This is a genomic window from uncultured Mailhella sp. (genome assembly GCF_963931295.1).
Classification (GTDB): domain Bacteria; phylum Desulfobacterota; class Desulfovibrionia; order Desulfovibrionales; family Desulfovibrionaceae; genus Mailhella.
Genome location: NZ_OZ007001.1, coordinates 1,329,733 through 1,353,845, shown reverse-complemented (window position 1 = coordinate 1,353,845; position 24,113 = coordinate 1,329,733). Strand labels below are relative to the sequence as shown.

At 57.8% G+C, this 24,113-nt stretch carries 21 protein-coding genes; 13 read left to right on the top strand and 8 right to left on the bottom strand.

What is annotated here, in order from left to right; all coding sequences use genetic code 11:
* The first annotated feature begins 1 nt into the window (after window position 1).
* The 3 genes from ABGT79_RS05560 to ABGT79_RS05550 all read left to right on the top strand — a co-directional run bounded on the left by ABGT79_RS05560 (window position 2) and on the right by ABGT79_RS05550 (window position 1,887).
* Window positions 2-631, top strand: coding sequence for a MotA/TolQ/ExbB proton channel family protein (locus ABGT79_RS05560; protein ID WP_294483965.1), 630 nt, complete (start codon window positions 2-4; stop codon window positions 629-631).
* Window positions 624-1,016, top strand: a complete 393-nt coding sequence (locus tag ABGT79_RS05555) for a biopolymer transporter ExbD (protein WP_346665354.1) — start codon at window positions 624-626, stop codon at window positions 1,014-1,016. The genes ABGT79_RS05560 and ABGT79_RS05555 overlap by 8 nt, the downstream gene beginning before the upstream one ends.
* 61 nt (window positions 1,017-1,077) lie before the next feature.
* Window positions 1,078-1,887 carry a TonB family protein gene (locus ABGT79_RS05550; RefSeq protein ID WP_346665353.1) on the top strand — a complete coding sequence of 270 codons (810 nt, stop codon included), beginning with the start codon at window positions 1,078-1,080 and terminating at the stop codon, window positions 1,885-1,887.
* Window positions 1,888-2,058: 171 nt separating this feature from the next.
* Here ABGT79_RS05550 and ABGT79_RS05545 read toward each other — a convergent pair whose 3' ends face one another.
* From ABGT79_RS05545 to ABGT79_RS05510, 8 genes are all read right to left on the bottom strand, one after another.
* On the bottom strand, window positions 2,059-2,616 hold the full coding sequence (locus ABGT79_RS05545; RefSeq protein ID WP_346665352.1) for a metal-dependent transcriptional regulator: 558 nt from the start codon (window positions 2,614-2,616) through the stop codon (window positions 2,059-2,061).
* Between the two features lie 15 nt (window positions 2,617-2,631).
* Window positions 2,632-4,026, bottom strand: a complete 1,395-nt coding sequence (locus ABGT79_RS05540; RefSeq protein WP_346665351.1) for an MATE family efflux transporter — start codon at window positions 4,024-4,026, stop codon at window positions 2,632-2,634.
* A 74-nt stretch (window positions 4,027-4,100) separates the two neighbouring features.
* Complete coding sequence (locus ABGT79_RS05535) at window positions 4,101-5,525, bottom strand: replication-associated recombination protein A (RefSeq protein ID WP_346665350.1); 1,425 nt, start codon at window positions 5,523-5,525, stop codon at window positions 4,101-4,103.
* Between the two features lie 176 nt (window positions 5,526-5,701).
* Window positions 5,702-7,390 carry an L-lactate permease gene (locus ABGT79_RS05530; protein ID WP_346665349.1) on the bottom strand — a complete coding sequence of 563 codons (1,689 nt, stop codon included), beginning with the start codon at window positions 7,388-7,390 and terminating at the stop codon, window positions 5,702-5,704.
* A gap of 312 nt (window positions 7,391-7,702) precedes the next feature.
* A complete protein-coding gene (ldhH, locus tag ABGT79_RS05525; RefSeq protein ID WP_346665348.1) occupies window positions 7,703-9,853 on the bottom strand; it encodes an L-lactate dehydrogenase (quinone) large subunit LdhH in 2,151 nt (716 codons plus the stop codon).
* A 3-nt stretch (window positions 9,854-9,856) separates the two neighbouring features.
* Window positions 9,857-10,483 (bottom strand): lactate utilization protein, encoded by a 627-nt coding sequence (locus ABGT79_RS05520; RefSeq protein ID WP_294483949.1) that lies wholly within the window; start codon window positions 10,481-10,483, stop codon window positions 9,857-9,859.
* An 83-nt stretch (window positions 10,484-10,566) separates the two neighbouring features.
* Complete coding sequence (locus ABGT79_RS05515; RefSeq protein ID WP_346665347.1) at window positions 10,567-11,877, bottom strand: (Fe-S)-binding protein; 1,311 nt, start codon at window positions 11,875-11,877, stop codon at window positions 10,567-10,569.
* Between the two features lie 2 nt (window positions 11,878-11,879).
* On the bottom strand, window positions 11,880-13,265 hold the full coding sequence (locus tag ABGT79_RS05510) for an FAD-binding oxidoreductase (RefSeq protein WP_294483945.1): 1,386 nt from the start codon (window positions 13,263-13,265) through the stop codon (window positions 11,880-11,882).
* Between the two features lie 555 nt (window positions 13,266-13,820).
* On the opposite strand from ABGT79_RS05510, the gene ABGT79_RS05505 reads away from it, so the two are divergent.
* The 10 genes from ABGT79_RS05505 (at window position 13,821) to ABGT79_RS05460 (ending at window position 24,082) form a co-directional block, all read left to right on the top strand.
* A complete protein-coding gene (locus ABGT79_RS05505; RefSeq protein ID WP_346665346.1) occupies window positions 13,821-14,579 on the top strand; it encodes an IclR family transcriptional regulator in 759 nt (252 codons plus the stop codon).
* A gap of 176 nt (window positions 14,580-14,755) precedes the next feature.
* On the top strand, window positions 14,756-14,914 hold the full coding sequence (locus tag ABGT79_RS05500; protein ID WP_346665345.1) for a hypothetical protein: 159 nt from the start codon (window positions 14,756-14,758) through the stop codon (window positions 14,912-14,914).
* Window positions 14,915-15,893: 979 nt separating this feature from the next.
* Window positions 15,894-16,439, top strand: coding sequence for a flavin reductase (locus ABGT79_RS05495; protein WP_346665344.1), 546 nt, complete (start codon window positions 15,894-15,896; stop codon window positions 16,437-16,439).
* Between the two features lie 111 nt (window positions 16,440-16,550).
* Window positions 16,551-17,180 (top strand): hypothetical protein, encoded by a 630-nt coding sequence (locus tag ABGT79_RS05490; RefSeq protein ID WP_346665343.1) that lies wholly within the window; start codon window positions 16,551-16,553, stop codon window positions 17,178-17,180.
* 47 nt (window positions 17,181-17,227) lie between these two features.
* Window positions 17,228-17,982, top strand: a protein-coding gene (locus ABGT79_RS05485) for an IS5 family transposase (protein ID WP_346665289.1) whose coding sequence is annotated in 2 segments (ribosomal slippage) — window positions 17,228-17,561 and window positions 17,561-17,982 — 756 coding nt in all. Because the reading frame shifts where the segments join, the coding sequence is not laid out codon by codon here.
* Complete coding sequence (locus ABGT79_RS05480; protein ID WP_346665342.1) at window positions 17,982-18,410, top strand: TAXI family TRAP transporter solute-binding subunit; 429 nt, start codon at window positions 17,982-17,984, stop codon at window positions 18,408-18,410. Before ABGT79_RS05485 ends, ABGT79_RS05480 begins: the two co-directional genes overlap by 1 nt.
* 94 nt (window positions 18,411-18,504) lie before the next feature.
* Window positions 18,505-20,427: a TRAP transporter fused permease subunit gene (locus ABGT79_RS05475; protein WP_346665341.1), complete on the top strand. Its 1,923-nt coding sequence runs from the start codon at window positions 18,505-18,507 to the stop codon at window positions 20,425-20,427.
* A 45-nt stretch (window positions 20,428-20,472) separates the two neighbouring features.
* Window positions 20,473-21,510 carry a bifunctional 4-hydroxy-2-oxoglutarate aldolase/2-dehydro-3-deoxy-phosphogluconate aldolase gene (gene eda, locus ABGT79_RS05470; protein ID WP_346665340.1) on the top strand — a complete coding sequence of 346 codons (1,038 nt, stop codon included), beginning with the start codon at window positions 20,473-20,475 and terminating at the stop codon, window positions 21,508-21,510.
* 3 nt (window positions 21,511-21,513) lie between these two features.
* Window positions 21,514-22,908: a hypothetical protein gene (locus tag ABGT79_RS05465; RefSeq protein WP_346665339.1), complete on the top strand. Its 1,395-nt coding sequence runs from the start codon at window positions 21,514-21,516 to the stop codon at window positions 22,906-22,908.
* 181 nt (window positions 22,909-23,089) lie between these two features.
* Window positions 23,090-24,082 carry a D-glycerate dehydrogenase gene (locus tag ABGT79_RS05460; protein WP_346665338.1) on the top strand — a complete coding sequence of 331 codons (993 nt, stop codon included), beginning with the start codon at window positions 23,090-23,092 and terminating at the stop codon, window positions 24,080-24,082.
* The last annotated feature ends 31 nt before the right edge of the window (window positions 24,083-24,113 follow it).

The window sequence follows — 24,113 nt, the reverse complement described above, 5'->3', positions numbered from 1 at the left end:
GATGAACTGGTCGGAAATATACGACGCCATAGGCCCGGCGGGCGTGGTGCTTGCGGCGGTGGCGTGCGCGGGCGTGTACCTTGCTATTAAAAGCTATGCGTTTTTGTTTTTTGTCTGGAGAGATTTTCGCCGCACCTTTCCCGAGCTGGAAAACGAGGAGCGGAGCGGAGAGTGCATGAGCTACGAGGGCGACAATCCGCTCATCTGCATCGTGCGCGACATCGTGCAGACGCATTCCGGCCATTCGGAAGACATCCGGGCGGAAATCGCCTATCTCTTCCATCGCAATTTCGAGCAGCTCACCCGCGAGATATGCTATTTGCGGCTGATTTCCGTGCTGTCGCCGCTTCTGGGGCTGCTCGGCACCATTCTCGGCATGGTCACGGTGTTTCAGACCATCGGGGAGAACGCAGCCCCCGACACGGCCATGCTGGCCAACGGCATATGGGAGGCGCTCATAACCACCATCATGGGGCTGTGCGTGGCCATACCCGCGCTCATGGTCTATTATTTTCTGATGCTGCGTTTCAAGGGCTTTCATATCGAGGTGGTGGAATACAGCTATCGGGCGCTGGACTTCTGCCAGAAGCGAAAGGGCGGCAGGCCCCGCGGAGAGGACGACGATGTTTAATTTCGGTCTGGACGACGAGCCGAGCATTGATCTGACGCCGCTTATCGACACCATTTTCATGCTGCTTATTTTTTTCATCATGACGACGACCTTCAGCCGCCCCGTGCTGGACATTCTGCTCCCGGCCTCCGGCGAGGCCGAGGCGTCCGACAACAGGCGCGAGCAGGTGATTTCCATCAAAGCCGACGGCTCGCTGCATTACGAAGGCCGCCGGATAGAAAAGGACGAGCTTGACGCCGTGCTTTCGGAGCGGCCGGAAGCGCTGCTCAATCTGTACGTGGATCAAAAGGCTCCGTTCGAGGCTTTTGTGAGCGTCGTGGATCGGGCCAAGGTGAAGAAGGGAGGCCATTTTGTCATCAGCACCAGACCGGCGGAAGGCCGGTAGATCCGAGACCTGTCCTCTGCGGTCGCCCTTCGGCGCAACGCAGCTGCGCCGAAGTCGCCATGTGGCGGCCGCGGGCATGTGCGGCGTGATGTCGTTCACCATGCTGAGCGTGTTTTCGCTGCTGGCGGAACAGACGCTGACGCTGCCCCCGGTGCAGGCGGGCGGAACGGCTCTCGTGCATGCGCAGTTCCGGACGCTTGTTCCGGCTCCGGCCCCGCAGACGGAAGTGAAAAGGCTGCTGGCCGAGGACTCGCCGTTTGAGATTCCTGAACCGGCAGCGCCGGAAAAGAAGGTGGAGCCTGAGGTTGCGCCTGAACCGAAGGTTGCGGCCACGCCGAAGCCTGCGCCGAAACCTGAACCGAAGCCGAAGGCGAGGATGGAGCCGAAGCCGGAAAGAAGGCCGAAGCCTGCACCTGCACGAAAGCCCGCAAAAGCCGAAGCGGTGAAAACGCCGCAGCCGAAGGCGGTGCAGCAGGGAACGGTCGATAGGGGCTCGGCGCAGGGGGCTTCCGGCGCTGCGGGAACTGCGTCGGTGTCGGGAAAGGCGGCGTCCATGCCCGGCGCGGCGGGCAGCGCCGAGGCCGAGCCGGACAAAAGCGCGGCGCTTGCCGTGCTGCTTCAGGCCGTGGAGCGGCACAAGCAGTACCCGCGGCAGGGGCGTCGCTCCGGCGCGGAGGGCACGTGTCGGCTTCTGGTGCATGTGGCGTCGGACGGGCGCGTGAGTGCGTGTTCGCTGTCGGAAGGTTCGGGAAAAGCCGTGCTCGACGCCGCGGCAAAGCGGCTGGGCGAAAAGCTGGTGGGGCTTTCCGTGGCGCAGACGGGCGGATTTCAGGTGCTGATTCCGGTGCATTACCGTCTGACGGACGGGTAGCGCTGATGGCGCGGCAAGGCTGTGCCGAGCCTTGCCGAGAACTCGCCGGTGCCTGCGCTGATCCGAGCGCCGTCCCGCAGGGCGTGAGAGGCGCGTCAGCCTGTGGCGGCTTCCCCATGCCGCAGCAAAGGAAACGTTGCGGCGTCGAGCTGCCGCAACCTGCCGGTTTACCTACCGGTATTTTCGGGCGAGCTCTCTGGCTTCTTCCTGATTGTCGAGCGCGCCCATGTTGTGAAAGGTCTCGTTCATGGCTCCGACCAGCGAGGCGCGTTCTCTGCGGTAGTCTTCCTGCCAGTTCTTCCAGAAGTCCCGGCCGCGCAGGTAGAGCACGAACTGTCCCCAGCGGCGGATGACGTTTGGCGGCACCACGTGTTCGAGCTCGCAGGCTACGGCGTCGGCTTCGGATTCCTCAATCTGCAGCACCTGAAGGAAAAACTCCCGGAAAATGATGTGCCGGTGGGCAATGTCGCGCCCGATGCCGCGGCCCGCTTCCGTGAGATGAATGAGGCCGTAGGGCTGGTAGTCCACAAGGCCCAGCGACTTGAGCACCTTGAGCATGGTGGTCACGGTGGAACGGCTCACCCCGGCGGCGTCGGCTATGGCGCTCACGCGCGCCGCGCCCTCGCGGGCTTCTTCCAGAAAGATGATCTCAAGATAGTTTTCCAGCGCGGGAGAAAGCGCTTTGTGTTCCGTCGGCGCGGACGGCGGACTGTTGAGCTGTTCCGGCATGGCTCCTCCGTGTTTTCAGGCAGTTTGACGTTTCCGCAGGCCGTATTCAAGCCATTTCTTTCCGTGAAAGATGCGCAGCGTCCAGAGAAAGGCCGCCGTTTGCGTGGCCGCTCCGGCGGCGTACACGCCGCCCGCGCCCAGATGAAGGCCTAGGCCCAGGGCCAGAGAAAGGGGAATGCCCACGATCCAGCATGTGGCGGCCCCGACCCGGCAGGACAGAATGGTGGCGCCCGCGCCGGAGAACAGCGCGTTCATCATGCCCGTCATGCCCGTGAGCGGCACGTAGAGGCAGGCGAAGAAGAGGAACAGCGAGGCCTGTTCCAGCACCGCGGCGTTGTCGGAAAACAGCGCCGCCGCCTGATCCCGCAGCAGCCAGAGCGCAAGCGACGGCGGCACGAGCGCGAGTCCGAGCCTGAGTACGGCGCGGTGCCCGAACAGGTACAGGCCGGTTCTCTCTCCGCTTCCCAGAAGATGCCCGCTCACGATGACCATGGACATGTGCAGCGCGCCCAGCGGAAACAGCAGCATGGCGTGAACGCGTCCGCCCACGCTCATGCCGGCCAGGGCGTCGGTGCTGTCGGGCAGAAGGCCGATGATGGCAAGCGTGGTCAGACTGCCGAGATGGGTGATGATCTGCCCTGCCGCGGCGGGCATGCCCACCCGGAAAAGATACGGCATGGCGCGCCGGTTCCAGCGCCACGGCGCAAAGGTGCGGCGATGAAGAAGGCCGTAGCGGGCCGCCAGCGCAAGATTGCTCAAAAGCCCGAGCACGGCGCAGGCAAAGGTGGTCCAGGCTATGCCTGCCGCGCCGAAGGCCGGAAGAGAAAAACGTCCGAGCCCGAAGCCGAGATCGCCGAACAGATTGGCCAGCATCATGAAGAGAATCGTGAGCAGCGGAAAGAGCACCTTCTTGTAGGCCCGGAAAATGGAATTCACCATGACGAGCACGTAGTAGAAGGGAAGCTGGCAACAGTAGGCGGTGAAAAAGACGGAGAGCACGGGCCGCAAATCGTCGGAAATGCCCATGAGGTGAAAAATGACCGGCCGGCAGAGCAGAGCGAGGGCGGCCACCAGCGTTCCCATGCCTGCGGAAAGCATGATGATGAGCCCGGCGTAGCGATTGGCGCGGAGCGGAAGTCCCGCGCCGAGCGACTGGCTTACCGTGGCCATGCATCCGCTCGCCACGAGCGAGGTGAGCAGCATGAGCAGGGAGAATATCTGCGCCACCACGCCGATGGAAGCCTGTGCTTCCGGACTGATCTTTCCCGCCGTCCACACGTCGGTCATGGAAATGGCCAGATGGCAGAACATGAGACCCATCTGCGGAAGCGTGAGTCGGATCAGTTCGGAACGCGACGGAAGTTTGCGGCTCGGCGTCATCCGGCGGTCGTCGCAAGGCGGCGTGGACAAGAAAAACTCCCTGGCTGAAGGTGCGGCGGCTTTGTTCAGGCTAGGGGGAATGGTATGATTTGTCAAATAAAGTTTTATGAGTAAAACTTTAATGCGTCTTCCGACGAAGAAGCGTCCTCGCTGCGTTTCTTGCTCCTTGCCCTGCGCGCGCTGCTTTTTGCTTCCTCCGGCGCGGGCGGATTCGCCTCGTGGGCCTTCTTCCAAGCCTTGATGTTTTCCAGGCGCTGCCGACAGCGGGCCTCCAGTCCCTGATCGGTGGGCGCGTAGTAGGTTCTGCCGAGAAGGGAATCGGGCAGGCAGTGCATGTTCGTCAGCTTTTCTTCGGCGTGATGCGCGTACTGATAGCCCTTGCCGTAGTCGAGTTCCTTCATCAGTTTTGTGGGAGCGTTGCGTATCTGAAGGGGCACGGGCTCATCCAGCATGGAGAGTGCGTCCTTTTTTGCCCGGGTGTAGGCCACATAGAGGCTGTTGGATTTGGGGGCCAGGGAAAGATACACCACGGCCTGCGTGAGATGCACGGAACATTCCGGCATGCCGATGAAATGACAGGCCTGATAGGCGGAAATGGCCATGTCCAGAGCATGCGGATCGGCGAGGCCCACGTCTTCGCTGGCAAAGCGCGCGACGCGCCTCGCGATGTAGAGCGGGTCTTCTCCGGCTTCCAGCATGCGGGCGAGCCAGTACACGGCGGCGTCCGGATCGGAATTGCGCATGGACTTGTGCAGCGCGGAAATCAGATTGTAATGCTCCTCGCCGTTCTTGTCGTACAGCAGAGATTTGCGCGAGGTGCACTGTTCCAGCGTTTCATCCGTAATTTTGACGGCGTCGCCTTCCGTTTCCCCATTGAGCACGATCATTTCCAGCGTGGAGAGGGCGGAGCGGGCGTCGCCGTTGGCAAAAACGGCAACGGCTTCCAGCATGCCGGACGGCATGTCGATGGTCTGACGGCCGAATCCTCTGGGATCGTGCAGGGCCCGCTTGAGCAGATCCTTGAGGTCCTCCGTGGAAAGCTGATGAAGAACAAATACCTTGCAGCGTGAGAGCAGCGCGCCGTTCACTTCAAAGGAAGGGTTTTCGGTGGTCGCGCCTATGAGCACTATGCTGCCCTTTTCCACAAAAGGCAGAAAGGCGTCCTGCTGCGCCTTGTTGAAGCGGTGTATTTCGTCCACGAAGAGTATGGTGCGCCGTCCGTACTGACGGTCTTTTTCCGCCTGCTGCATGACGGCACGGATTTCCTTGATGCCGCTGGTCACGGCGGAAAAGTCGATGAAGTTCGACTTCGTGTGTCCGGCGATGATACGGGCCAGCGTGGTTTTTCCGACGCCCGGAGGCCCCCAGAAAATCATGGAGGAGATCTGATCGGCCTCTATGAGTTTGCGCAGCACCTTCCCCTTGCCGAGAAGGTGTTCCTGTCCGAAAAATTCATCCAGCGTGCGTGGGCGCAGACGGGCGGCCAGCGGCTGGGAGGCTTCGGTATCGAAAAAGGAATGCTGTTCCATGCGTTCTCCTGACGGACGGGCTCGGCGCGGCGCGCTGCCTGTGCGCGACTGCATGCGTCTTCGCGTTTGCGGACATGGTACTCCCGGCGCTTCGGGGAGAAAAGAGCGGAAGCTGTGCCGCCGGACGCAAAAAAGGCCGCCCGAAGGCGGCCTTTTGGCGTAAAAGCGGAGCGGGCCTACATGAGGATGAAGGCTACGATGCCGACGGCGATGCCGTAGAGAACGAAGGGAATGACCGTGCGGCGCAGGATGTCGCCTTCCTTGCCGATGAGGCCGAGCACGGCGCAGGCGGCCACGATGTTGTGGATGCAGATCATGTTGCCCATGGCGCCGCCGACGCCCTGAGCGGCCACGATGACGAAGTGCTGGGGCACGGTGTAGCCGAGGGTTCTGGCCATATCCCACTGGAAGTTGGCGAAGAGCATGTCGGACACGGTGTTGGAACCGGTGATGAACGCGCCGAGGCCGCCGACGTAGGAGGCGAGGGCGGGCCATGCGCCGCCGGCGAGGTCGGCGAGGCACTGGGCGAGGGCCATGGGCATGGAGACGTGGTTGGTGGCTTCGCTGACGCCCGTGCCCTTGAAGATGGACACGAGGGCCACGGCGGCGAGCAGGGAGATGGTGGGGGCCTTCATCTTGGCGAAGGCGGTGGACCAGGCCTTGCTGACCTTGTTGCTGCCGATTTCATCGTTGCGCAGCATGCCGTGCAGGAAGATGGTGATGATGGAAACGAGGATGAAGGGAATGGTGCCGGGCAGGTTCATGATGGCGATGTAGGAGGTCACGCCTTCCTGACCGAGGATGTTGGAAGCGCCGATATTGAACATGGGGTCGGTGACCAGGCCCTTCAGATGGAAGGCGGGCACGCGGGTGAGCACGAGGATGAGGCCGCAGAGCACGTAGGGCAGCCAGGCCATGAACTGGCTCATGTGTTCCTTGTATTCGGTCACGTCGGAAGGCTTGATTTCGCCGATCCAGGAAGGATCCCACTTGTCGCTGGAATCAAAGTCCCAGGTGCCTTCGGGCACGCAGATGCCCTTCTGGGTGAGCTTCACGAGCACGCCGAGGCCGATGATGCCGCCGAGCAGGGAGGGCAGTTCGGGACCGACGGCCCAGGCAAGGATGAAGTAGGGCACGCCGAAGCAGACGGAGGCGAGCAGGCAGTACTTCCAGGCGGCGAAGCCTTCGCTCCAGGACTTGTTCTTGCCGTAGTAGCGGGTCATGAAGCCCAGCAGGAAGATGGGCAGGATGAAGAGCATGGGCAGGTGCATGAGGGTGACGTATTCGCCGATGGTCTTGTACACCACGGCGGGATCGCCCACGCCGAGGGCGGTCATGGCAAGGGTTTCAATGGACTTGAAGCCCTGAAGCACGGGGGTGCCCACGGCGCCGAAGGTCACGGGAATGCTGTTGAAGGCGAGGCAGATGACGGCGGCGCAGAGGGGCGGGAAGCCGAGACCGAGCAGCAGCGGAGCGGCAAGAGCGGCGGGGGTGCCGAAGCCGGCCGCGCCTTCGATGAAGGCGGCGAACATGAAGCCGATGATGATGGTCTGCACGCGGCGGTCAGGGCTGATTTTCTTCATGCCGGCCTGGATGGTTTCCATGGCGCCGCTGTAGGTGAGCGTGTAGTAGATGAGCAGAGCACCGAAGACGATGATGAGCACGCCTGCGGCGGTGATGAAGCCTTCGAGGGTGAGAGCTATCACCCGGACGATGGGCAGCTGCCATACGAGAATGGCGAGAACGGCGCCTGTGGCCCATGCCAGAGGCATGGCGCGCATGGACGACCAGCGCAGGCCGACCATGAGAACCAGCGCCACCAGAAGCGGTGCGACGGCGAACAATGCCAGCAGTTCAATGTTCATAGTGCTCTCCTCTATCTGTAAGAAGGTAAACGGGATTATGCAGGAAAAAGCGTGATGCCTGGGACCTGACAGTGTAATTTTGCGGCTCCGAAGGAGCGGAAAAGGGGTTTTTGGATGCAAAGACGGAAGCCGCGCCGCGGTGAACGCAGGCGGCCGCGACGCGATCCGTCGTCGGGAATATTTTTGTTGGGTTTCCGCGCGGGGCTCTCCGACAAAAAGGGGTTCTTGACTCCGCGCAGCGGAGGAAAGTTTCGTTCGGAGGCCGGCGGGGGAGAAGGCCCCGTCCCGCAGGACGGGGCCTCGAACGCAGTTTTACTTCATGTGACGGGCGAGCAGTTCGGCGATGTGCTCGACCTTGAGGGTGGAGTCGTTTGCGGTGGCCACGCCGCGGATCTGCATGACGCAGCCGGGGCAGTCGGTCACCAGGAGGGAAGCGCCGGATTCTTCGCTGTTCTTCAGCTTCTTCTTGCCGATTTCGGCGGAGAGTTCGGGGAACTTCACGGAGAAGGTGCCGCCGAAGCCGCAGCACACGTCTTCTTCGGCTGCGGGCTTGTAGTCGGCAACCATCTTGATGAGCGCGCGGGGTTCTTCGGTGATGCCCATGTTGCGCATGTGGCAGGGCGAATGGTAGGTCACCTTTTCATCGGTCTTCACGAAGTCGTCTTCACGCAGTCCGAGCTTGTTGTACACGAACGAGGTGAAGTCCATGACCTTGGAAGCGAAGATGTCGGTGCGGTAGTGGTCGGGAGTGTCCTTGAGCAGGTCGGGATAGGCGTGCTTGAGGTGACCGGCGCAGGACGCGCACAGGGTGATGATGGCGTCGTACTTGCCGGGCTCGAAGGCGTTCACGTTCTGCGAGCTCACCTGCAGGCTGGTTTCGCGCTGGCCCATCATTTCGAGGGGCAGGCCGCAGCAGGTCTGCTTGAGGGGGAACTCCACATGCACGCCGTGTCTGTTGAGCAGACGCACGGCGGCCACGAGCTGCTCGGGATAGACGAAGTCCTGCGCGCAGCCGGAGAAGATGGCCACGCGGAACTTGGGCTGGGCGGGGTTGTTCACCACGCTCTTGAAGAGCTGGCGGAACGACTTGGGAGCCAGCGCGGGCAGCTGACGGAAGCTCTGATCGCCACCCATGAGCACGGCGGGCAGATGACGGATGAACTTGCCGCCCTTCACGGTGAGGGGCTTCTGCGAGAACTTGATGAACTTGAGCAGACTGTGGAAGCGGTCGCGGTCCTTCATGACCATGCTCATCACGGAACCGGCGGCGCTGTTGCCGTCGGCCTTGACGAGGCGGGAACGGATTTCCATGGTGATGCGCGGCAGATCAATGCCTGCGGAGCACACGTTCTTGCAGGATTCGCAGCCTATGCAGTTCTGAACCAGGGCGCGGGCCTTGTCTGCGCCGTGATACAGATAGGTGAGCGCGAGGCCCACGGCGCCGATGTACACGTAGCCCATCTTGTGGCCGCCGATGAGACGGTACACGGGGCAGACGTTGGCGCAGGCGCCGCAGCGCACGCAGCGCAGGATGTCCTTGAAGGCGGGATCCTGAGCGATCTTGAGACGGCCGTTGTCGAGGAAGACGATGTGCATTTCCTTGCGGCCGTCGGGACCGGTGGCGCATTCGTTGGCGCCGGCAATCCAGGTGATGTAGGAGGTGATGGCCTGCGCGGTGGCGTTTCTGGGCAGCACCTGCAGCACCTTGAGGGCGTCGGCAATGGTGGGAATGAGCTTTTCAAGACCGGCGAGCACCACATGCACGCGGGGCATGGTGGTCACGAGGCGCAGGTTGCCTTCGTTGGTCACGGTGCCGATGAGGCCGGCTTCGGCCACGGCGAAGTTGGCGCCGGAAATGCCCATGTCGGCCTTCACGTATTCGCCGCGCAGTTCCTTGCGGGCCACCTTCACGAGCTTCTGAATGTCTTCCCTGTCCTGCTGAACGTGGGTCACGTCGGTGAACAGGTCGGCCACCTGATAGCGCGAAAGGTGAATGGCGGGCATGACCATGTGGGAAGGCCCTTCATGGCGCAGCTGAATGATCCATTCGCCGAGGTCGGTTTCCACCACGCGGCAGCCTTCCTTTTCGAGGGCGTCGTTGAGGTGGATTTCTTCCGCCGTCATGGACTTGGACTTGATGATGTTGTGGCAGTTGTTTTCCTTGGCGATCTTGGCAATGATGCGGTTCGCTTCGGCGCCGGTGGAGGCGAGGTGAACGTGAACGCCGCGCTTTTCGGCTTCGGTCTTGAACTGGGCGAACAGCTCCATCATATGCTGCGCGGCATTGTCCTTGATGTCGGCCACTTCCTTGATGAGGCCGTCCACGTCCATGCCTTCAAAGATGCGGGTGCGGTTGGCCTTGTATTCGACGGCGAACTTGTCCAGCGTGGCGCGGAGGAACTTGTCGTCCAGCGCTTCCTGAATCTGACCGTGGTATTCCTTCATGTCTTTGGCGTCAGCCATAATTTAGTCCTCCAGCAGCACGATGTGAAGTTCGAGGGGGCCGTGCACGCCGAGGGCGCCCACGCGTTCAATGTCCGCCGTGCGGCTGGGGCCGGTGATGAAGGCCGTGTAGGACGCGCCGCCGCGGTTCACGAGGTCGAGCAGAAGATCGTTGGCGTCTTCAATCTTGTTGAGCAGGGTGGACTTGCGCACCAGCATGATGGAAACTTCGGCCACCATGGTGCCGAGACGAACTTCCTCGCGGTTGGAATTGACCACGCAGGTGACGGTGTCGGCCACGAGGCCGTCGGCCCAGGTGATGCTGGTGTCGAAGCCGCCCATGTGATCGCGCAGACCGGAACGCAGCAGATGGATGTCGGTTCCGGCGGCCTTTTCTTCCAGAACGGCGTATTCTTCGTCGGACAGGCCGGGGGCGGCGATAAAGCGGTCAAGAAGGGTGGGGAAGCCGTTTTCGCTCGCGGGGCCGTACTGTTCGCCTTCCACGGGCAGGAGCATTTCGCAGTGACGCTTCTTTTCAGTCACGTCCACGGCGTACTGCATGGCGTCCGCAAAGTCCTTGGCCTCGTAGAGAGTCACAGGAACAGAGGGAGCCTTGGCTTTCACCACTTCAACGAGTTGATCCTGAGTCATTGTTACTCCTTAGGCAGTGTTCCGCCTGAATGTGCGGTAAAGACGGGAAGAGCGGCTCGTTGGGGCCGCTCTCCCCGATAATGTCAGTCGGGCAGCGTTTCCGCGTAGATTTCAATGGGATGCTTGACCTGCACCTCATCCTTGTTCTGCGAGAGCATGTCGGAAATCTGCAGCATGCAGGCGGGGCAGCCGGTGGCCACCACGGACGCGCCGGAACGCACGATGTTGTCGCGCTTGCGCTGACCGATTTCTTTCGACAGGTCGTAGTGGAACAGGGTGAAGCTGCCGCCGCAGCCGCAGCAGCGGTCTGCCTCGGCCATTTCCACGAGCTCGTAGTTGGGATTCATGCGGATGAGCTTGCGGGGCTGTTCGGACACGCCGACGCTCTTCTTCAGGTGGCAGGAATCGTGGAAGGTCACGCGGGTGACGTCGCCGGGATGCCGTTCGCCGGGTTCCATCTGATCCACGTGGAGCACGTCCACGAGGAAGGCGTTGATGTCCATGACGCGGTCGGCCACGGCGCGCACGGTCTTCTGCTGATCGGGCGAGAATTCCTGAATGAAGTAGGGCCACCATTCCTTGAGCGTGGCGGTGCAGGAGCCGCAGGGCGTGACCACGTAGTTGATGCCGCCGCCCACGAGTTCCCGGCCGATGACTTCAAGGTTTTTCTGCGTTTCCATGACGAAGCCCTTGCGGTCGCCGGAAGCGAGAGCGGGAATGCCGCAGCAGGTGAGCTTGGAGGGCATGACCACGCCCACGCCGTGATGTTTGAGCACCTTGAGGCAGGCTTCGCCGAGCTGGGTGTAGTACTTGTCGGCCATGCAGCCGGCGAAGAACAGGACCTTGATGCCGATCTGACCCTCGGTGTGCAGGTCGCCGTACTTGGCGTGCAGGGACTTCGCGGGCAGCTTGGCGATGTGGCGCGAGCCCACGAGCTTGCTCAGAAGCGGCATGTCGTAGGTTTTGGCGCCCTGCTGACGCATGACCAGGCCCTGGAAGGGAGCGGCGGTGCGCATGGCGGCGCTGAACAGCTGCGGATGAGTGAGCAGTTCGCGGAAGACGAGCTTCTTGATGGGGTTCAGGCCGCGGTAGTCCACGAGGGCCTGACGGGCCTCGACGAAGATTTCCATGATGGACACGCCGGAGGGGCAGTTGGCCTGGCAGGAGCCGCACAGAAGGCAGCGGTTGAGGCGTTCCTCCACGGCGTCGGGGTCCTGGATTATCTTATGGGCGAGGTTGTCGAGCAGCGCAAGCTTGCCGCGGGTCACGTCGCCTTCCTTGTGAGTGACGCCGAACACCGGGCAGACAGCCTGGCACAGACCGCAGCGCATGCAGTCGGCCAGCTTGTCGTCCAGCTTCATCAATGTCTTGGCAAGACGGGAGATATCGCTCATGACTACATCCCCGTGATCTTGCAGGCGTTGAACAGACCCTTGGGGTCAATGGCGCGGCGCATGCGCTGGGAGAAGAGAATGGTGCCCTTGCTGGTTTCCTTTTCCATCCACTTGGCCTTGGCGGTGCCGATGCCGTGTTCGCCGGACAGGGTGCCTCCGAGCTTGAGGGCCACGTCGAAGATTTCATCGACGGCGGCTTCCACGCGGGAGAATTCTTCCTTGTCGCGCTTGTCGCACAGGATGGTGGGATGCAGGTTGCCGTCGCCGGCGTGACCGAAGGTGCCCATATCCACCTTGTACTTGGCGGCGATTTCATTGAGATTCTTGATCATGGCAGGAATCTTGGAACGAGGCACGGTGGCGTCTTCCAGCACGCAGGTGGGACGGGCGCGGGCAAGCGCGGGCAGGGCGTTGCGGCGGGCGGCCCACAGCTTGTTCTTTTCTTCGGCGTCCTTGGGCAGATGAATGCCGGTGGCGTTGCACTTCTTGAGCACTTCTTCCACGATGGCGGCTTCGTCGGCCACCTGACCGGGATGACCGTCCACTTCAATGAGAAGCATGGCGGCGGCGTCCACGGGCAGGCCGATCTTCTGGTCGGCTTCCACGTACTTCAGCGTGGCCTGATCGAGCAGTTCCAGCGTGCAGGGCACGACGTGGGCGGCGATCATGGCGGCCACGGCGTCGGCGGCGTCCTGCACGTCGGCGAATTCGGCGGTGATGGCGCGGGAGGCGCGGGGCGGCGGAACCAGCTTGAGAATGGCCTTGCTGATGACGCCCATGGTGCCTTCGGAACCGACCATGAGGCCGGCCAGGTTGAAGCCGGTCACGCACTTCACGGTGCGGGAGCCGGTTTTCACCAGATTGCCTTCGTAGTCATAGAATTCCAGGCCCATGACGTAGTCCTTGGTGACGCCGTACTTGAGGCCGCGCAGACCGCCGGCGTTTTCGGCGATGTTGCCGGCCAGCGTGGACACGGACATGGAACCCGGATCGGGCGGATAGAAGAGGCCCTTCGCTTCCACGGCGGCGGCGAACTGGGCGGTGACCACGCCGGGCTGCACCACGGCGTACAGATCTTCGGTGTTGATTTCGAGGATTTTCTGGAGGCTGTTGGTGAGGATGACGGCGCTGTCCACGGTGTCCGGCACGGTGCCGCCGGAAAGGTTGGAGCCTGCGCCGCGCACGGTGATGGCGAGCCCTGCCTCATAGCACAGACGGACGACTTCGCCGATCTGTTCCGTCTGGGTGGGACGAAGAACCAGCGCCGGTACCTTGGGAGGCAGCACGGCGCTGTCGTAGGAATAGCACTGCCTGTCGGCTTCGCTGGTGAACACGTTTTCAGCGCCCAGCAGAGCACTCAGGTCTTTGACGAGATTGGGACTAATCATGACATACCCTCCCCGAAGGGTTATAAAAGTCAACGGACTAGATATAATTTTTACGGTACTAAGATAAAGGGAAAACCCCAAGTAAGGCAAGGGGTTTTTGCTGTAAAAGATGAAACTTTTGCGTGTAGTTTTTTTCTCAAGGTAGAAACTTGGGGCGCGGTATATAGCCTGTTGATATTATAAAAAATAAAAATTGCACAAAGTAAAATGTTTTTCTTGTGGTCAAAGTTCTTTGCCCCAAAAATCAGGAATATGATTTTTGGGGCACAAAAGTTCGGTAAATTGTGAATCAACAGCGGCTGACATGGCATTGAGACGCGGAGATCTTATGAGCAATTTTCCGATCTGGGCAACGCTATTGACTGTCTTACGGAATATGGCTAAATAACTTCTAATAATAGAAGTTACTTTCTATATTGGAATAACTTGGAGGAACTCCCCGGCGGGAGGGGCGCTTTGCTTCAAGAGTTTGGACAGACAATCGATGGAAAAGGAAGACCATCGGTCTGCTGTGTCCGAAAGCACATCTATAATTATTTTAAGGAAAGGAAAGGTATGAGTTCATTGTCACGTGGACTGGAGATTCTGGAATTTGTTGCTTCCAATCAGGCAAAAGGCGTGGCCTACCCGCAAATCCTGAGCTATACGGGTTTTCCGGCCAGCAGCTGCTTCAGAGTGCTCAAGGAACTGACGGAGTTAAATTATCTTAACTTTGACGAAGAGACAAGAAAGTATCATGTGAGCATGAAGATAGCGGGTATCGGCGCCAGCGTCACAAGAGAAAACAACATGTCGAAGCTGCTGCATCCGTACCTTGAAAAATTGCGCGAAGAAAGCAATAAGACGTGTAATCTTGGCGTGATGAATGAAGACAGCGGCATGTTTTTGGATGTGCTTTATTCGCATAATAATGCCATTAAGCTTCTTTCACAGATAGGTGCTCCGTTTCCTCTGCATTGCACGGCCATGGGTAAGGTTCTTCTGGCGCATACTACTCAGATGAAACGCGATAAAATTCTTTCCGGAGAGCTTCGCCCGTTGACCGATCGCACCATTACCCAGCGGAGCATTCTTGAAAAACAGCTCGAGCAGGTGCTCATTGACGGGTACGCTTCGGAACACGAGGAGTCGACGCGTGGGATTCACTGTTTTTCTGCGCCTATTTTTGATTATCAGAAGGTGAATGTCGCTGCGGTGAGCCTGGCTTGCCCGTATTTCGAATTTGAAATTCCCGGCGAGCCGGAGCGAATCATCATGCTGGTCAAGCGGTACGCCGCAGAGATGTCCGAGGCCCTCGGCTATCAGTCTAATTAGCTTGTTGCCCGGCCCGGCTTTTTACCAGGCGGGTATGGCATTCAGGAAATTGAAAAAGCGACCGAAACAAAAAATGCCCGCTGAGCGGGTGTTCTCAAAAACTGTTAAACCTGGGAAACACCTTTTCGATAAGACGGAGTTGTTCAGAATTCCGTCCGTCGAAGAGGTGTTTTTTTATGAAGAAAGAAAAATATCCGGCACATGCAAAATGGATGCGCAGGAAGCAGGGGACTTCGACCACTGGAATGGTAGAAAAGCAGTGTATGAATGGTATTGTAAATGAATTTAATCGTTTGGAAGTTGATGCTGAAGTTTTTGTGCCTTTTGCCGGCTGAAATACGGCTTGAGAGTCAAAGATTTCGGAGTGTGGACACTGCGTCCAGTAATTTTAAAGAGGCGACAGTCAGAAAGGATATACGGGCGCAGCATCGAAAAGATCTCTTGCCTGATACGAGGAATTGCAAGGCGTATGCAGATCCGTTCAGTCCGAGCCTGAGAGCTCTTTTGAGGGCGGACTGCGGGCCATGTACGTGAGGGCTTGAATTGTTGAAAGGTCAGGGGGCCGACCTGGGAATTCAAGTCGGAGCCATTATGGCGCGTATAAGTAACAATTGTTTAGAAGGTGAAACAGAGGGGCCATTTTTTGAGTGGATCTGGCCTGGGATTTCGTACTCCCTGTGCTCCGGACGGCGTTGAGACTTGGTCTGAGAGTGGTGAAAGAATGGACATGATTCTGTCGCCCTTCTTCACGAGGATGTCTGAGTTGGCGAGGGACATATTTTTAAAGATAAAAGGTCTCTTCGGAGCGTTCGTTGGGCGCGACTGCGCTTGGGGAAAACGGTCCGCTCTTCGTCCTTTCTGAACCGTGGGGGGGCTATGCAAAAGACGTGCCGACAGTTTTTTTACATAGAAAATTTTTTGTCGGAAATTAAGGAGAGATTTCGCAAAAGATGAGGCTTGGCGGTTGGAGGACAAATACTGCACTACCCCGGAATAATTTTGTCGAGCAAATTTTTCAGTGTAATCAATATGTAAAATAAAGTACCAAATATGAAAATAAAGCTAAGAAACAAAAATGTTTTACGATGAGAGCAAACGCACTGGAAAAAAATATTTTCAGGAAAAAAGTTTTCCTTTTCAGCCTGTTGACACTTTTTTTTATTATATGTAAAGTGTAGTTACTTCCAAATATTGAAGTAATTTATCAATAATAGTACTTTTGGGAGTAAAATTAATAAGTTTGGCCTGAAATTATTATGGAAATTAGTTTCATATTTGAAAACAAAAAGCGAAGATTCGTAAAGGTGACGAGCAATGAAAATGGAAGGCCTTTCCGGTTGGAGTGAAATTTCCCCCCGCGAGATCTTGGGAAACAGCGCTGTGCATCTGGATAAAGAATGGATGCTGCTGACTGCCGGAGATTCTTCTGCCGGCGTAGCTGCCATGACCATAAACTGGGGCATGTTCGGCTTCCTGTGGAATAAGGATGCCGTCTTCGTCAGCGTTCGAAAGTCTCGCCACACGCTTCCCTTCATTGAACGCAACGGCTGTTTTTCTCTCGGTATTTTTCCTGAATCCTGCAGAGAGAAACTTCTTTTTTGCGGAAGAAATTCCGGACGGGACGTAGATAAGATCGGCCATTGCGGATTTTCAACGCTTTTTTACGACAATATTCCGTTTTTTGCAGAGGCCGATGCGGTATTGTTCTGCCGTGTCATGTACAGCGGAGATATTACGGAAGACAGATTCCTGGACAAAACCGTTTATGCCGACTGGTACACTCACGGAGCGCATGCTGGCGATATGCATACCTTCTTTATTGCCTCGGCAACCGGAGCATTGAAAAAAGCTCTTCATTAAGTACAGGTCTGTTTTAGAAAGCCGCGTTTCGCCTTTTATATTTGTCTGGTATCTGCCCATGGTTCATCCAATGAGGCAGGGTTTCAGATATTTTCAACATGAGGAAGAATCATGAAACATTCCAAACTTCTTTCCATTATGGCCATGGGCGCTCTGTTCTTGGGATTTTCCGCAAATGATGCCTCTGCTGAGATGACGTTGCAGACAAAGAATCAGACCTACGTTCTTGCTACGCAGGACGTGAATACAGCAGTGTACAGCCGCGTCAGCGCATTCCTTGAAGTACTCGGCGGCAAACTTGGTTCCAACACCATCAACGTGCAGCCCATTTCCACAGGCGGCGCCGCCAGTGCATTGCTCATCGAAAAGGGACAGGTCAAAATTGGCACCGGTTCCAATATTCCGGTCAAGAAGCTTGCCGAAGGCACCTACGACAAGAATTTCAAGCCGCTCACCAAGGTGGCCGCACTTTTTGGCGGTTCCGACATTACCTGGTGCACGGTCATGTTCACCGATGACTTCGTCAAGAAGACCGGATTCACCACGCTGGAAGAAGTTATCGCTGCCAAGTATCCCGTCCGCATTGTGACCAAGGCCAAGGGCTCCTTCGGAATGGACGGCGCTACCGACTTGTTGGACTGCATGGGCGTGACCTGGAAGGACATTGAAAGCTGGGGCGGTTCCCATACCCACATCGCGCCCGCGACCATGGCCGATATGCTTAGGCTCAGGACTCATTAATTGCCAAAAGGGTAAAAAGTTCTTATTGTCGGCATAGGGAGGATGCCATGAAGGAACTTTTTTATCTTTCTCATGAACAGATTGCTCGTATCAAACGCAACTTTCCTCGTTCCCATGGCATTCCGAGAGTCGATGACAGGCGTGTCGTCAGCGGCATTATCTATGTCATCAAGCACGGCCTGCAATGGAGAGATGCCCCGCGCGAGTATGGACCATACAAAACTCTCTACAATCGTTTTATCCGCTGGAGCCGATTGGGTGTCTTTAACAGGATTTTTGCGGAGCTTGTTGAACAAAACGGCTCCACAACACGCTTGATGATTGATACCACACATCTCAAGGCACACAGGACAGCAGCAAGTTTGCTGAAAAAAGGGGCCTTTCCCGATGTATCGGACGCACAAAAGGCGGCCTGAATTCAAAACTCCACGCTGTCTGCAATGCCTTCGGTCAACCGTTGGCCTTCCATCTGTCCGGCGGTCAGGTGAGCGACTACAAAGGCGCTGCTGTCCTGCTTGATACTCTGCCGCAGGCCAGGGAGCTTCTGGCGGATAGAGGCTATGATGCCGACTGGTTTCGTCATGCCTTGTCCCGTAAAGGAATCACGCCGTGTATTCCTGGCAGACACAGCCGAAAAACTCCGGTGGTCTATGACAAGGAGGTTTATAAGCAGCGGCACAAGATAGAAATCATGTTCGGCCGACTCAAGGATTGGCGCAGAATAGCCATGCGTTATGACCGTTGTGCACACACGTTCTTTTCGGCCATTTGTCTCGCTGCCATTGTCATCTTTTATATTTAATGAGTCCTGAACCTAAGGAAGGCCAGGCCGACGTTTCCATGGACGTGGTGTCTATCGGTCAGGCCGCATTCTCCGAACTGTGTCTGACCTCCACCATGCATGTGGTGCAGCTTTCTGAAAAGACCAGAGAGGCCATGAACAAGAAAGGGTATGCCAACATGACCATGCCCGCCAACAGCTGGAACGGCCAGGACAAGCCGATTGAAACCGTGGTCGGCTGCGAATGCCTCCTCGTGTCCAAGGATCTTCCTGAAGATATCGCGTACATCATCACCAAGACCATCTGCGAAAACAAGGAAAAGCTGACCAGCATCGTTCCCGCCATGCGGTACTTCCAGCCTGAAAAGGCCTGGGATCCTCTGTATTGCGGTATTGAACTTCATCCTGGTGCGGCAAAGTACTTCAGAGAAGTCGGATACATGAAGTAAGCATGAATCCCGGGGAGTTCCGCCCCGAGCATTCGGAACTCCCCCTCTTCTCTTTCTGCCCGGCGGCACGAAGTCGGGAAACATCTCAGAGGATATGTTCATGGCCAATGTCGTAGAAGAACGCATCGTTCCCGTTCTGCTTGGGGTCATCGGTGTCGTATGGTTTGTAGCGCAGATTATGTTTTCGTTCTTTTTCCCCATCAACCCGATGACGTTGGCGCCGATATTTCTTTCGTTCGCCTTCTGCATTGTCTTTTTGATGCGTCCTTTCCCCGGTAGCCAGCGTTTTCCAATTCTGCGTATCTTGGATTTTGCCGTCATCCCCGCCTGTATCTGGATGGGATCCCTGTTTTATTTTGAACAGGAACGCATCATCACCCGCATTCCGTATATTTCCGAAATCCTTCCTTCCGACATCGTGGCGTGTGTGCTCATGATCGTGCTTCTGCTCGAAGCCATGCGCCGCACCATCGGTTGGAACCTGCTGGGATTTGTGCTCGTGGTCATCGCCTACGGCGTGTTCGGACCCCATTTCCCCGGAGTTCTCCGCTTTGACGGTTTCAATCTTGAGGCCTTTACCGAAATCATGTCGCTGACTTCCAACGGCGTGTACGGCACAGCGCTTTCCACGACGGCCAGCTTCATCTTCTATTTCATCATCTTCGGCGCGCTCTTTGCCGTCTGCGGCGGTGGTCAGGTACTTATTGATATCGGCATGAAGGTCAGCGATCCGCGTTCCGGTGGTCCTGCCAAGGCCGCCGTTATGTCTTCGGCTCTCATGGGCATGATTTCCGGTTCGGCCGTGGCCAACGTGACCACCACCGGCGTTATGACCATCCCCATGATGAAGAAAGCCGGTTATCAGCCTCATCAGGCTGGCGCCATTGAAGCCGTTGCTTCCACCGGCGGTCAGATCATGCCTCCCATCATGGGCGTGGGAGCGTTCATCATGGCCGAACTGCTGGGCATGAGCTACGGTGAAATCGCCATCTGCGCCATCATTCCTGCTTCGGCGTACTTCATTTCCGTGTTCATGCTTGTAGGCCTGCTCGCCAAGCGCAACACGTTTGAACGTCACGGTGCCATGGTTTCGGCCGAGTCTCTCACGTTCAAGGTTGCTCCCATTCTCCCCAGACTGTATCTGCTCATTCCGGCCATCATTCTCATCTTCATGGTGCTCTCCGGCAGCTCGCTCCGTCTGGCCGCCGTCTATTCCACCATCGCCGTTCTTGTCATCAACCTGTTCAATCCGAAGCGTCTCGGTCCGAAAGATCTTTTTTCGGCCTTCATGGACGGCATACGCCAGAGCGCGTCTCTGACCATTCCCGTGTCGGCCTGCGGCATCATCATCGGTATTGTGGTACAGTCCGGCCTTGCCAATAAGTTCGCCTCGCTGCTGGCGGTGGTTGGCAACAGCAGCCTGCTGCTCGCATTGTTCATCGCCATGGGCTGCTGCATGATCCTCGGCATGGCCATGCCGACGGTCGCTGCCTACCTCATTTCCGTGACTTTGTTCGCCTCCGCTCTTGTGCGTCTCGATCTGCCCATCTTCATCGTCCATATGTTCTGCTTCTACTTCGGCGTCATGGCTCAGCTTACGCCTCCGGTGTGTCTGGCCTCCTTCACCGCGGCGGGCATTGCGGACGCAGACTCCTGGAAGACGGGGTGGACGGCCTTTACCTACGCCATTGTGGCCTTCCTCGTGCCTTTCGCCTTTGCCTATGAGCCTGCACTGCTTCTGCAGGGAACGATGATGGCCACGGTCACCTCGACGGTGTCTCTGCTTATCGGCTGCTACGCGCTGGCCGTCGCGATTTCCGGTTTCCATACCAAGCCCTTGTCCATGTTCTGGAGAGCCGTTGTCCTGGCTTCGGCCATCTGCTGCATCATTCCCGGCGTAATAACCGACATCATCGGGTACGCGGTGCTTGCCGCGGCCCTGCTCATCAACCGCAACAAGAAGACTCCTTCCGCCCCGTCCGCTCCCGCCGACGCTTCTTCCGAACCTTCAGCCTGATAGCTTTTCTGCGCTGTCTTGGATGCCAACATTAAGGAGAGAATCATGTCCGAGTCCGATATCAAGGAACTGGTATATAAGTATGGTCTTGTTCCGGTCGTGGCCGTGGATACCCGCGAACACGCCGTGCCTCTGGCCAAGGCCCTTTGCGACAGCAAACTGGAAATTGCGGAAGTGACATTCCGTACGGAATGTGCTGCCGAAGCCATCGCCGACATGACGGCGGCTTATCCCGATATGCTGGTGGGAGCGGGCACCGTGCTTTCCGTGGAACAGGCTCAGAAGGCGTTGGACGCCGGTGCAAAGTTCATTGTAACCCCCGGATTTGACGAACGCATCGTCAAGTTCTGTCAGGAAAAGGGGATAGTTGTCATTCCAGGCTGTGCCACTCCTTCCGACGTGCAGAAGGCCGTTGCCTGCGGACTGGACGTTGTCAAGTTTTTCCCTGCGGAAGCGGAGGGTGGCTTGAAGATGATCAATTCCCTGGCCTCTGTGTACAAGGGGGTGCGTTTTCTGCCCACGGGCGGCATCACTCCCGAGAAATTCTCCGAGTACCTGCTCAATCCCAACGTCATCGCCGTGGGGGCCAGCTGCGTCACGCCCCGCAAGCTTGTGGAAGCGGGCGATTTCGAAGGCATACGCAAGCTGGCCCGCGACGCCGTATTTGCGGTGCTCAACTTCCAGTTCTGCCACATGGGCATCAACTGCTACAGTGACGAGGAAGGATATAAGAATCTCTTTGCTCTGGCGGACATGTTCAATCTTGTGATGGGCGACACTCCCAGTTCCTCCTATGTGGGACGAGAAGTCGAAATCACCAAGGTTCCCTTCAAGGTGCGCGGGCCGCACGGTCATCTCGGCTACTATACCGATAATCTTGAACGCGCGGTGTTCTATCTTGAGAAGAAGGGCGTGGAATTCGATCACGAGCATGTGAAGCCGTACAAGGGCAAGATGTATGTGATCTACCTCAAGGAACAGATTGCCGGCTTTGCCGTTCACATTGAAGAGCGCAACGATCACAATCCGCCCGCCTGGGAACATCGCGACGTCATCAAGGCCCGCATAGGCTGGAAGGACTAGGGCATGGCCATAGAACTTATTCCCCATACCGGACGTCTCAACGAAGACGTGCCCCTCGATTTCGGAGAGGCTCCCGCCATAACGCCGCGGATGTATCAGGAACGCATAGAGGCCCTTCTCGACGCGGGGTGCGAGTTCACCCATCTGGTCATTTATGCGGACAGGGAACATTTCTCCAATCTGGAATACCTGACCGGGTACGATCCCCGCTTTGAGGAATGTTTCCTCATTCTTCGCAAGGGGGAAACGCCCACGCTGGTTCTCGGCAACGAGGGGATGGGACAGTCCCTTTGCGTCACCGTGCCGGTGCGCCGCGTCCTTTGTCAGATGCTCAGCCCTCTGGGGCAGGCTCGGGGAAACAGTCAGTCTCCGGCGGGCGTGTTCCGGAGCGCGGGCATAGACGAACATGCCCATGTGGGGCTCCTCGGATGGAAGAGCTTTTGCGCCAAGGAAACGCCCGCCTGGGAACATACCTTTGAAGTGCCGTCCTTCATTGTGGACGCGTTGCGCGAAGTGTGCCCGGACGTGCGAAACGCCAACGGCCTGCTGATGGACAATCAGACCGGCCTGCGCATGACGCACGGCGCGGAAGAACTTGTTCTTTCCGAGCTGGCTTCCACCAAGGCCAGCCGCAAGACATGGGACTTCATCCGCGGACTGCGTCCCGGGCTGACGGAACTGGAAGCCTCACAGGCTTTCAACATAGACGGCGAACCCTGTCCGACGCATCCCAATATATGCTTCAAGGGCAGGGGCATACTCAGCCCTGATCCCTGGACGCGTCTGGAATACGGCAAGGATATCGCCTTCGGCATGGGCTACCGCTGTGCGCAGATACATCGCGTGGGCGTGTACGCTCGCAACCGGGAGGAATTCGACCGGCATTTCCCCGGAGCCTTTGAAGGACTCTATAAGAAGTATTTTCAGGCGGTGTGCGTCTGGTACGAATCCGTTGCCATAGGCGCAACGGGCGGGGAAGTGTGGCAGGCCGTGCGTGACGCCATAGGATGTTCCTATGAGGAGTTCGGCATAGGACTCAACCCCGGCCACGTCATTCACACCGAGGAGTGGACCAATTCCCCCTTCTCGGAAGGGGACGCCACGGTATTGCGTTCGGGCATGATGCTTCAGTGCGACTTTACGGCCCGTCAGAGTCGTTTCAACAATCTGGGCGTGCATATCGAAGACGGCGTGATTCTGGCCGACAAGGCCATGAGAGACCGCATCCTGACCATGGCTCCTCTGTGCATGAAGAGAATGCTGGAACGTCAGAGATTCATGCGCGAGACCTTGGGCATACGGCTGCATGACGAAGTGCTGCCCACATCCGATCTGGCCGGACTTCTGTTCCCCTTCCTGGCGAGCGTGGATTGCGTGTTCGCCCAAAAAAGGAATTGAGGCTCCCGGCTTGGAAAAAGTCTGAAAGGAGGCCGTCATGCGTCATGTCGGTCCGGCGGTTTTGTGCGACAACGGACCTGGGCCGCACACCGGTCGCTGACGGCTGGGGAAACGTTCATCTTTTCCACATCATGAAGGATCTATAACAGCTCGCTCGGAGCGATTTTGGAGGAAAACAATCATGGCTACCAGAAAGATTCTTGTTCCTTATCCGGTTCTCAAGGACGGCCTTGCCGAGCTTTACAACCGCGGATACGAGGTGTTCTATCCTGAGGACTACTATCCCAAGAGACAGGATATTCTGGATATTCTTCCGAAGTATGACGCGCTTATTTCCTGCGGTTTTCAGGCCAACGCAGAAGCCGTGGCCCGCATGGACAACGTGAAGATCATGAGCACCTACGGTGTGGGTTACGACAACGTGGCGCTCAAGGAAATGACGGAACGAGGCATTCTCGTCTGCAACCTGCCCGACGTCGTGACCGAATCCACGGCTGAATTCGGCATGGGACTCATGCTTGCGGTCATGCGTCGCATTTCCGTAACGGATCAGAAGCTTCGCATTCTGCCTGAACTTCGCTGGGGTCCCATCGCCAATCTCGGCCACGGTCTCAACGGCAAGCGTCTCGGCATTCTTGGCATGGGACGCATCGGTAAGGCTGTGGCCCGTCGCGCCAAGGCCTTCCTCATGGACGTGACCTATCATAACCGCCATCAGCTTCCCGCGGAAGTGGAAGCTGAATACAGCGCCACCTACGTGCCGACTGCGGACCAGCTCTTCCGTGAATCCGACGTTGTCATCATCAACCTGCCGCTCACGGATTCCACCCGTCAGAGCATCGGCATGGAACAGTTCGAAATGATGAAGCGCACGGCGTACTTCATCAACGTGGGCCGCGGCCCCATCGTGCGCGAGAAGGAACTCATTGAAGCTCTGGAAAAGGGCGTCATCGCCGGTGCCGGTCTGGATGTGTTTGAACATGAACCGAACATTCCCGCCGCGTTGAGAGGCATGCCCAACGTGGTGCTCGGCGCGCACATGGCCACTGCCACCTACGAAACCCGTTCGGAGATGGTGCGCCTGGCATGCAAGAACATCATTGATTATCTGGAATACGGCCAGCATCCCAACCTGGTGAATCCTGAGGTTCTGGCCAACAAGCGCCCCCTGTAGTTTTGAACCCCGGCCGCTCTCAGCAGGAAGC